This window comes from Pseudomonas sp. TSO6, assembly GCF_056098905.1.
The window spans coordinates 31,323-39,629 of the sequence record NZ_JBLZWV010000027.1 but is presented as its reverse complement, the minus strand read 5'-3'; the positions used below and the strand labels follow the sequence as shown (position 1 = coordinate 39,629).

At 64.6% G+C, this 8,307-nt stretch carries 10 protein-coding genes; 9 read left to right on the top strand and 1 reads right to left on the bottom strand.

Features of this window, described 5'->3' with window-relative positions; translation table 11 throughout:
* Positions 1 to 108: 108 nt before the first annotated feature.
* Positions 109 to 555 (bottom strand): hypothetical protein, encoded by a 447-nt coding sequence (locus tag ACN6NG_RS11265; RefSeq protein ID WP_197898066.1) that lies wholly within the window; start codon positions 553 to 555, stop codon positions 109 to 111.
* Positions 556 to 728: 173 nt separating this feature from the next.
* On the opposite strand from ACN6NG_RS11265, the gene ACN6NG_RS11260 reads away from it, so the two are divergent.
* The 9 genes from ACN6NG_RS11260 to ACN6NG_RS11220 all read left to right on the top strand — a co-directional run bounded on the left by ACN6NG_RS11260 (position 729) and on the right by ACN6NG_RS11220 (position 8,272).
* Positions 729 to 2,063, top strand: coding sequence for a lysine N(6)-hydroxylase/L-ornithine N(5)-oxygenase family protein (locus ACN6NG_RS11260; RefSeq protein ID WP_063426809.1), 1,335 nt, complete (start codon positions 729 to 731; stop codon positions 2,061 to 2,063).
* Positions 2,064 to 2,238: 175 nt separating this feature from the next.
* Positions 2,239 to 3,432, top strand: coding sequence for a PepSY-associated TM helix domain-containing protein (locus ACN6NG_RS11255; RefSeq protein WP_049274168.1), 1,194 nt, complete (start codon positions 2,239 to 2,241; stop codon positions 3,430 to 3,432).
* Positions 3,429 to 3,968 (top strand): hypothetical protein, encoded by a 540-nt coding sequence (locus tag ACN6NG_RS11250; RefSeq protein ID WP_049274170.1) that lies wholly within the window; start codon positions 3,429 to 3,431, stop codon positions 3,966 to 3,968. The genes ACN6NG_RS11255 and ACN6NG_RS11250 overlap by 4 nt, the downstream gene beginning before the upstream one ends.
* Entirely contained in the window at positions 3,965 to 4,285 is a 321-nt protein-coding gene (locus tag ACN6NG_RS11245) for a hypothetical protein (protein WP_028613213.1), read from the top strand. The genes ACN6NG_RS11250 and ACN6NG_RS11245 overlap by 4 nt, the downstream gene beginning before the upstream one ends.
* Complete coding sequence (locus tag ACN6NG_RS11240) at positions 4,282 to 4,851, top strand: DUF6162 family protein (RefSeq protein ID WP_016499098.1); 570 nt, start codon at positions 4,282 to 4,284, stop codon at positions 4,849 to 4,851. The genes ACN6NG_RS11245 and ACN6NG_RS11240 overlap by 4 nt, the downstream gene beginning before the upstream one ends.
* A 16-nt stretch (positions 4,852 to 4,867) precedes the next feature.
* Entirely contained in the window at positions 4,868 to 5,770 is a 903-nt protein-coding gene (locus ACN6NG_RS11235) for a metal ABC transporter substrate-binding protein (RefSeq protein ID WP_474314001.1), read from the top strand.
* Positions 5,767 to 6,516 carry a metal ABC transporter ATP-binding protein gene (locus tag ACN6NG_RS11230; RefSeq protein WP_084966095.1) on the top strand — a complete coding sequence of 250 codons (750 nt, stop codon included), beginning with the start codon at positions 5,767 to 5,769 and terminating at the stop codon, positions 6,514 to 6,516. The genes ACN6NG_RS11235 and ACN6NG_RS11230 overlap by 4 nt, the downstream gene beginning before the upstream one ends.
* On the top strand, positions 6,513 to 7,412 hold the full coding sequence (locus tag ACN6NG_RS11225) for a metal ABC transporter permease (RefSeq protein ID WP_016499095.1): 900 nt from the start codon (positions 6,513 to 6,515) through the stop codon (positions 7,410 to 7,412). The genes ACN6NG_RS11230 and ACN6NG_RS11225 overlap by 4 nt, the downstream gene beginning before the upstream one ends.
* Entirely contained in the window at positions 7,409 to 8,272 is an 864-nt protein-coding gene (locus ACN6NG_RS11220) for a metal ABC transporter substrate-binding protein (protein WP_197898068.1), read from the top strand. The genes ACN6NG_RS11225 and ACN6NG_RS11220 overlap by 4 nt, the downstream gene beginning before the upstream one ends.
* Positions 8,273 to 8,307: the final 35 nt, after the last annotated feature.

Below are 8,307 nucleotides of genomic sequence, written 5' to 3'. Positions count from 1 at the left end.
GGGCCGCAAAGCGGCCCCGGCAATTGATGCGGCGAAGCTGAAATCCTGGGGCCGCTTTGCGGCCCATCGCGACACAAGGCCGCTCCTACAGGTTGTTGCTCCAGGCAGTCAGGCCGTAGCGCTGACCATCCCGCCCGAGCTGCTGCCACCCTCTTGCTGCAACAGCTCCAGCAACTGCGCCGTGGCAGCCATGATCTGCCCATTGATGGTGGCAATGCTCGCCTGCTTGGCACCGACCGCAGCCGCCTTGGCCGCTTCATCCATCTTGCTGTTCTGCAGCGCGGCCAACTGCTTCTGCTCCTCGACCAGTTGCTTCTGCAGGTCCTTGATCAGCTGACGCAGCTCGGATACGGCCTCTGACTCACCACTGTCTTCACTGTCCGCAGGTTGCGCCTGGCTACCCGCTGAAACTTTCATGCTGTCGCTACTGATGCTCAAGGGGCCCAGCGCCTCACCGGCCTGTTTTGCCTGTTCGCGTTGCGTCGCTGCGTTGGCGCTCAGCGTCTGCGCGGAAACGCCATTGATCATCAGGTTGCTAGCCGTAATTGCGCTCATCTCGATTCCCTGCTGAAAGATAGGTCCTTGCCGTAACCACCCTATCGGCCCCAGCTCGCAGTTCTTTAGCCCCCTTAAATTCCCCCACGACTGGCTCGTTCCAACTCATGTACTTGCGCAGGAGCCGGAGCCCCGGCGGGCGTCCATATTCGACCATTCAGGGAATCGCAACCATGAGCCAGCCCTCACAGCAGGAAACCATCAAAGATCTGATCGGCGTGGGCTTCGGCCCTTCCAACCTGGCCTTGGCCATTGCCCTGGAAGAACTCGCCGAATCTCAGGGCCACGCCCTCGATGCGCTGTTCATCGACAAGCAGCAGGACTACCGCTGGCACGGCGAAACCCTGGCTACCCAGAGCGAGTTGCAAATCTCGTTCCTCAAGGACCTGGTGTCGTTGCGCAACCCCACCAGCCCCTACAGCTTCGTCAACTACCTGCACCAGAAGCAGCGCCTGGCCGACTTCATCAACCTCGGCACCTTCTACCCCTGCCGCCTGGAGTACAACGACTACCTGCGCTGGGCCGCCGAACACTTCGCCACCCAGGCGGTGTATGGCCAGGAAGTGCTGCGCATCGAGCCGGAGGTGCAGGCTGGCCGTGTCGAGCACCTGCGCTTGGTCTCGCGCGACGCCCAGGGCCGCGAATACAGCCGCCGCACCCGCTCGGTGGTGGTCGGCAGCGGCGGCACGCCAAAAATCCCGGAAAAGTTCGGTGCATTCAAGGACGACCCACGGGTATTCCATCACTCCCAGTACTTGAGCAGCCTGAACAAGCTGCCGTGCACCGCCGGCAAACCGATGCGCATCGCGGTAATCGGTTCGGGCCAGAGCGCGGCCGAGGCATTCATCGACCTCAACGACAGCTACCCGTCGGTCAAGGTCGACATGATTCTGCGTGGCTCGGCGCTCAAACCCGCCGACGACAGCCCGTTCGTCAACGAGATCTTCTCGCCGGACTACACCGACCTGGTCTACAACGAACCGGCCGACCAGCGCAGCAAACTGCTGGGCGAATACCACAACACCAACTACTCGGTGGTGGACCTTAACCTGATCGAACGCATCTACGGCATCCTGTACCGGCAGAAGGTCGCCCACCAGCACCGTCACAACGTGCTGTGCCGCCGCCAGGTCGAAGCCGTTGTGGCTACCCGCGAAGGCCTGGAACTGACGCTGCGCGACCTCGCCACCGGCCAGCAGCAAACCCACCGCTACGACGCGGTGATTCTCGCCACCGGCTACGAACGCCGCTCGCACCGTGACTTGCTGGCACCGCTGGCCGGTTACCTGGACGACTTCAGCGTCGACCGCAACTACCGCGTGCTGGCCAGCCCCGACCTGCAGGCCTCGGTGTACCTGCAGGGCTTCTGCGAGAACAGCCACGGCCTGAGCGACACGCTGCTCTCGGTGCTGCCGGCCCGCGCTGCGGAAATTGGCCGTGCGCTGTACCAGGACCTGGCGCAGCTGCACGGCAAACCGCAACCTGCCGTGGCCCTGACCCGCGCCTGACCCCCCTGCTGCATGCATTCAAAGCCGGCCTGACGCCTCGCGCGCAGGCCGGCTTTGTGCTTAGAAACATTTGCTTGCATTTAAAACGGCAGGTTTTCAATTCTCATTCGTCCTTATCAGTACAGCCCTCTTTGGTTGGGCATACGCTCGACCACCCAATGCAGAAGACCGTCTGATGGCCAAATCACCGAAAAAATCCAAATCCAGGCTGTGGTTCCTGGTCCATAGCTGGCTCGCCCTGCCGATCTGGTTCTTTGTGCTGATCGTCTGCTTTACCGGCATGCTCGCCGTGGTCAGCCAGGAGATTGTCTGGCTCGCCGACCCGGCCGTGCGTGCCAACAAGCCCGACGCAGACGTTGAGCGTCTGAGTTTCCAGCAGGTGCTGGAGGCCTTGAACAAGACCGAACCGGACATGGTGGTAGAGCGCCTGAGCCAGCCGGATGGTTCGCACTTCGCAGTAAAAGCCAGTGTCACCCTGCCTGACGGCACCAGCCCAACGCTGTATGTAAACCCCTACACAGCGGCCATTCAGGGCAAGACCCCGGACTTCAACTTCGAAGCCTTCACCCGCGCCCTGCATGGCTGGTGGCTGGTGCCGTTCACCAACGGTTTCAGTTGGGGCTGGTACCTGGTGTCATTGCTTGGCCTGCCCATGCTGGCTTCGCTGGTCACCGGCCTGGTGGTGTACAAGAAGTTCTGGAAGGGCTTTTTCAAACCCGTGCGCACCGGCCATGGCTCGCGGATTTTCTGGGGTGACCTGCACCGCCTGGCCGGGGTGTGGTCGATCTGGTTCATTGCCGTCATTGCCATCACCGGCACATGGTTCCTGATCCAGGCGATCCTGTTCGACAACCACATCACCATATCCAGCCGGCCCATCGTGCCGGTGATCGCCCGTGAAGAAGTGCCACAAACCCAAGATGGCAGCCCGGCCTCACATATCGACCTGGACGAGGCAGCGCGCATCGCCGGCCTGGCGATCCCGGGGCTGGAGGTGAGTGCCATCTCGCTCCCTGCCACCGCCTACAGCCACATCACCCTGTCCGGCCCGGGCTGGTATCCGTTGATGTTCCAGAGTGCTTCGGTAAACCCGTACACAAGCAATGTCGACAGCCAGTTCCTGATCAGCGACCGCTCGGCGCTGGAGTTCGTCACCGAATCCATGCGCCCGTTGCACACCGGCGACTTCGGCGGCCTGCCGATCAAGCTGATCTGGTTCTTCTTCGGCCTGATCCTGACCTTGATGGTGCTCAGCGGCTTGCTGATCTGGACCAAACGCACCGCCCAGGCCACCGCCGCCGCCCTCAAACGCAGCGAGCGGGCACCGCGTGCGGCACGCAGTGAAACCACCGTGGAGATCCACTCATGAGCCAGGCCCGAGTCCTGCCCGCCAGCCCGCTAAAGCAACTTTGGCTGAAGTGGCGTTTTCACCTGAACATCCTGTTGATCCTCATCCCGCTGGGCTTCATGCCCAAGTATTTCGCCGACGCGAAACTGTTCCGCGGCGAAGCCGGCCTTGGCGCCAACGTGATCAGCAATATCCAGGTTGGCCCGTACAGCCTCGACTTGGCCGAAATGCGTGACGAGGCGCCACGTGCCGACGGCCCCGCCGGCTACTTCAAGTCGTTCAATGCGTCGCTGTGCAAGGCCTGCGTCAAGGACGTCAAAGCAGCCTACCTGCGTATTGGCAAACCACGCAGCCTGCGCGCCGCCGGCACCATTTTCTTCGGCGCGCCGTACAACATGGGCACCTCGCTGCCGATCCCACCCCGTACCAAACCCGACGCACAGATCTGGATCACCCTGGAAGGCTGGGACGGCAGCATGCACCAGGCGTCGGTCCCCCTGGCCAAAGCATCGCCAGCCACCGTGGCCTGGCTCGAAAAACAAGGAGGCAAGAAATGAAACAGCTGATGCGAACCCTCGCCCTGCCCTTGCTGGTGCTGGCCGCCGGCCCCGCCCTGGCGCATAACCCGATGTGCGAATGCGAAGAAACGGCCGGCGGCCAGGTCAAGTGCACCGGCGGTTTCTCGGACGGCAGCGGTGCCCCGGGGGTGACCCTGGATGTGATCGGCTATGACGAGCAGGTGCTGGTCGGTGGCAAGCTTGGCGACGACTCGACGCTCACCTTCAAGCGCCCGGACGGCGAGTTCTACGTGCTGTTCGATGCAGGCCCCGGGCACGTGGTTGAAGTCGACTACGCCGATATCGCACAGCCATGAGCCGCGCCCAAGTGATTCGCCCGGCCGGCGCCGGGCACGAAACCCTGTACGTGCTTTTGATCAGCCTGCTGATTGTGGTGCTCGCTGCCAGCGTAGTGCTGCTGCGTGGCGAGCGCGAAGACGAACAGACCATCGCCAGCCACCAGATCGACGCCCGGCGCGACCTCACCGCCGCCGAACAAGGCCTGTACACCGACCTGCGGGTGGCCTTCGACGAAATCCAGCTGTTGCGTGAAGAAAACGCTGCCGTGCCTAGCGTGCAGGCCCTGGCCGAAGAAGGCCTGCCACCCTTCGTGGTCGATGCCGGCAGCCAGAGCCGCGGCGGCCACCAATGGTCGTGGCTGGAGCCCGGCGCTTACCTGGGCCGCAGCCAGGCCCCGGAAGTCGCCGGCAGCCTGCTGCTGATCCTGCCGGCCGACAGCACTGGCCAGGCCGATGTCTGGCTGCGCCGCGACAGCGCCGCCATGACCCCGGACGACCTCGGCCAGGCAGCCCTGATCGCCGCGGGCTGGCAGCAGGTGGTCAGCCACTACGACGCCGGGGTTACCCGCGAACACCGTCACTGAACCCAAGGACTTCCCCATGTTCCGCTCCGCCCTCGCCCTGCTCCTGGCCCTTGCCCTGCCGGCAATGGCCCTGGCCGATAACGGCAAGCCGCTGCGCATCGGCATCACCCTGCACCCCTACTACAGCTACGTGACCAACATCGTCGGCGACAAGGCCGAAGTGGTGCCGCTGATTCCAGCGGGCTTCAACCCCCACGCCTACGAACCACGGGCCGAGGACATCAAGCGCATCGGCACCCTGGATGTGGTGGTGCTCAACGGCGTCGGCCACGACGACTTCGCCGACCGCATGATCGCCGCCAGCGAAAAGCCGGGCATCAACACCATCGAAGCCAACCAGAACGTTCCGCTGCTGGCGGCCACCGGCATTGCCGCCCGTGGCGCAGGCAAGGTGGTCAACCCGCACACCTTCCTGTCGATCAGCACCACCATCGCGCAGGTCAACAACATCGCCCGCGAACTGGGCAAGCTCGACCCGGACAACGCCAAGCTCTACACGCAAAACGCCCGCGCCTACGCCAAGCGCCTGCGCGCGCTGCGTGCCGAAGCCCTGGCCAAGGTCACCGAGGCGCCCAGCGCCACCTTCCGGGTTGCCACCATCCATGCCGCCTACGACTACCTGGTACGCGACTTCGGCCTGGAGGTGACGGCCGTGGTCGAGCCTGCCCATGGCATCGAGCCCAGCCCGGCCCAGCTGAAAAAGACCATCGACCAGCTCAAGGCCCTGGACGTGCAGGTGATCTTCTCGGAAATGGACTTCCCGTCGGCCTACGTCGAGACCATCCAGCGCGAATCTGGCGTGCGTCTGTACTCGCTGACGCACATCTCCTATGGCGAATACACCAAGGACAAGTACGAAGTGGAAATGAAGCGCAACCTCGACACCGTGGTCCGCGCCATCCAGGAGAACCGCGCATGACCGCCGCCGCCAACCTGGTCACGGGCTTCGGGCCGCGCATCGAGTTCGCCGGCATCGACCTCACGCTGGGCCGCACACGCATTCTGGAACAGGTCGGTTTCAGCGTGGCCGCTGGCAGCGTGCACGCCATCGTCGGCCCCAACGGCGGCGGCAAGAGCTCGCTGATCAAGACCTTGCTCGGGCAGATGCCGCATCAGGGCCAACTGACCCTGCATTGGCCAAGCGAACGCGAAGTGATCGGCTATGTGCCGCAGGCATTGGAGTTCGACCGCGGCCTGCCAATGACCGTGGACGACTTCATGGCCGCCATGTGCCAGCGCCGCCCGGCCTTTCTCGGCCTGTCGCGGCGTGTGCAACCGGCCATCGACGCGGCCCTGGCGCGGGTCGGCATGCTCGACAAGCGCAAGCGGCGCATGGGTGCGTTGTCCGGGGGCGAGCGCCAGCGCGTGCTGCTGGCCCAGGGCCTGATCCCCGAGCCGCAGTTGCTGGTGCTGGACGAGCCCATGTCGGCACTCGATGAAGCCGGGATCCAGGTGTTCGAGCAGTTGCTGAAGGGCTGGCGCCAGGCTGGCACCACCGTGCTGTGGATTGAACACGACCTTGAAGCCGTGCTGCGCCTTGCTGACCGGGTAACCGGCCTGAGCCGCAAGGTGCTGTTCGACGCCCCACCCGCCCAGGCCCTGACCCCGGAGCGCCTGCTCGGCCTGTTCTCCGTTCACCCGCGTAGCGAGAGCCTTGCCTCATGAGTTTTGAAGCATTTCGCCAACTGGTCCAGGAATGGGCTACCGCTGGTTACCTGCCCGAGGCACTGGCCTACGGTTTCGTGGTCAACGCCCTGCTGGCCGGCATGATGATCGGCCCGGTGCTGGGCGGCCTGGGCACCCTGGTGGTGGTCAAACGTTTTGCCTTCTTCTCCGAGGCCGTGGGCCATGCCGCGCTGACCGGCGTGGCCATCGGCATCCTGCTGGGCGAGCCCTACACCGGCCCCTATGGCAGCCTGTTCGGCTACTGCCTGCTGTTCGGCATCTTGCTCAACTTCCTGCGCAACCGCACCGGGCTGTCGCCGGACACGCTGATCGGCGTGTTCCTGTCGGTGTCGCTGGCGCTGGGCGCCAGCCTGCTGCTGATGCTGGCAGGCAAGATCAACGTGCACATCCTCGAAAACGTGCTGTTCGGCTCGGTGCTGACCGTCAGCGGCCAGGACCTGGTGGTGCTGGGCATCGTCGCGGTGCTGGTGCTGGCCTTGGCGCTGCCGCTGTACAACCGCATCATGCTGGCCAGCTTCAACCCGCAGCTGGCGGCCGTGCGCGGGGTGGCGGTGAAAACCCTGGACTACCTGTTCGTGGTGCTGGTGACCCTGGTGACCGTGGCCGCCGTGAAGGTGATCGGGGCCATCCTGGTCGGTGCGCTGCTGGTCATCCCCGCTGCCGCCGCACGCCTGGTCAGCCAGTCGCTCAAGGGCTTTTTCTTCCTGTCGGTGGTGATTGCCACCATCAGCACCCTGTTTGGCATCCTGCTGCCGATCGTTTTCGACCTGCCGGTGCCGTCAGGCGCCGCGATCATCCTGGTCGCCGGCATGTGCTTTGCTCTGGCCGCCCTGGCCCGCGCCCTCGTCCCCCGCCTGCAAGGAAACCCGGCATGAACTTCAAACGCCTGACCCTGGCGCTGGCCCTGGCCGGCCTGCCGTCGCTGTGTTTTGCCACACAAGTGCTGACCACCCTGCCCGTCACCCACAGCCTGGCCAGCGCCCTGCTCGACGGCACTGCAGTACAGCTAAAACGTGCGGCGCCGGCCAACCTGCCGGCCAGCCGCCAGCCGTCGTACTTCAGCGGGCGCGGTGGCGCCAGCCTGGAGAAAGCCGCACAGCAGGCCGACGCGGTGATCGGCGTGCGTTCGATCTGGCGAGACGACCCGCTGTACCCGATGGCCCGGCGCAGCAACATCCGCATCGTCGAAATCGATGCCGCACGGCCGGTGGACGGTGCGCTGCCAGGGATTGCGGTCTCGGGTGATGACGCCTATGGCGCCTACCCCTGGCTCAACCCGACCAACCTCGGGCGTATGGCCGATGTGGTGGCCAACGACCTGGAGCGCCTGGCCCCAGGCGACAAAGCGAAGATCCAGGGCAACCTGGCTGGCCTCAAACGCCAGTTGCTGGAGCTTTCGGCCAGCAGCCAGACACGCCTGGCCAAGGTCGACAACCTGACCGTGGTAAGCCTGTCCGACCGGCTGGGTTACCTCGCCAGCGGGTTGAACCTGGACGTGGTGGAGCAGCCGCTGCCGGACGAGTGGGATGCTGCCGCGCTCAAGGCGTTGGAGGAAAATCTGAAAGCGCAGGATGTCGCGTTGGTGCTGGACCACCGCCAGCCGGACGCGGCGGTGGCCGAAGTGATCAAGGCAGCCGGGGCCAAGCTGGTGGTGGTGGAGAGTGACCCTGACGATGCATTTGCAGGGTTGAAGGCCAGTGTCGACCAGGTGGTGGGGGCATTGGGCGAAAGCTGATGGTGCCTGCGCCGGCCTCTTCGCGGGTAAACCCG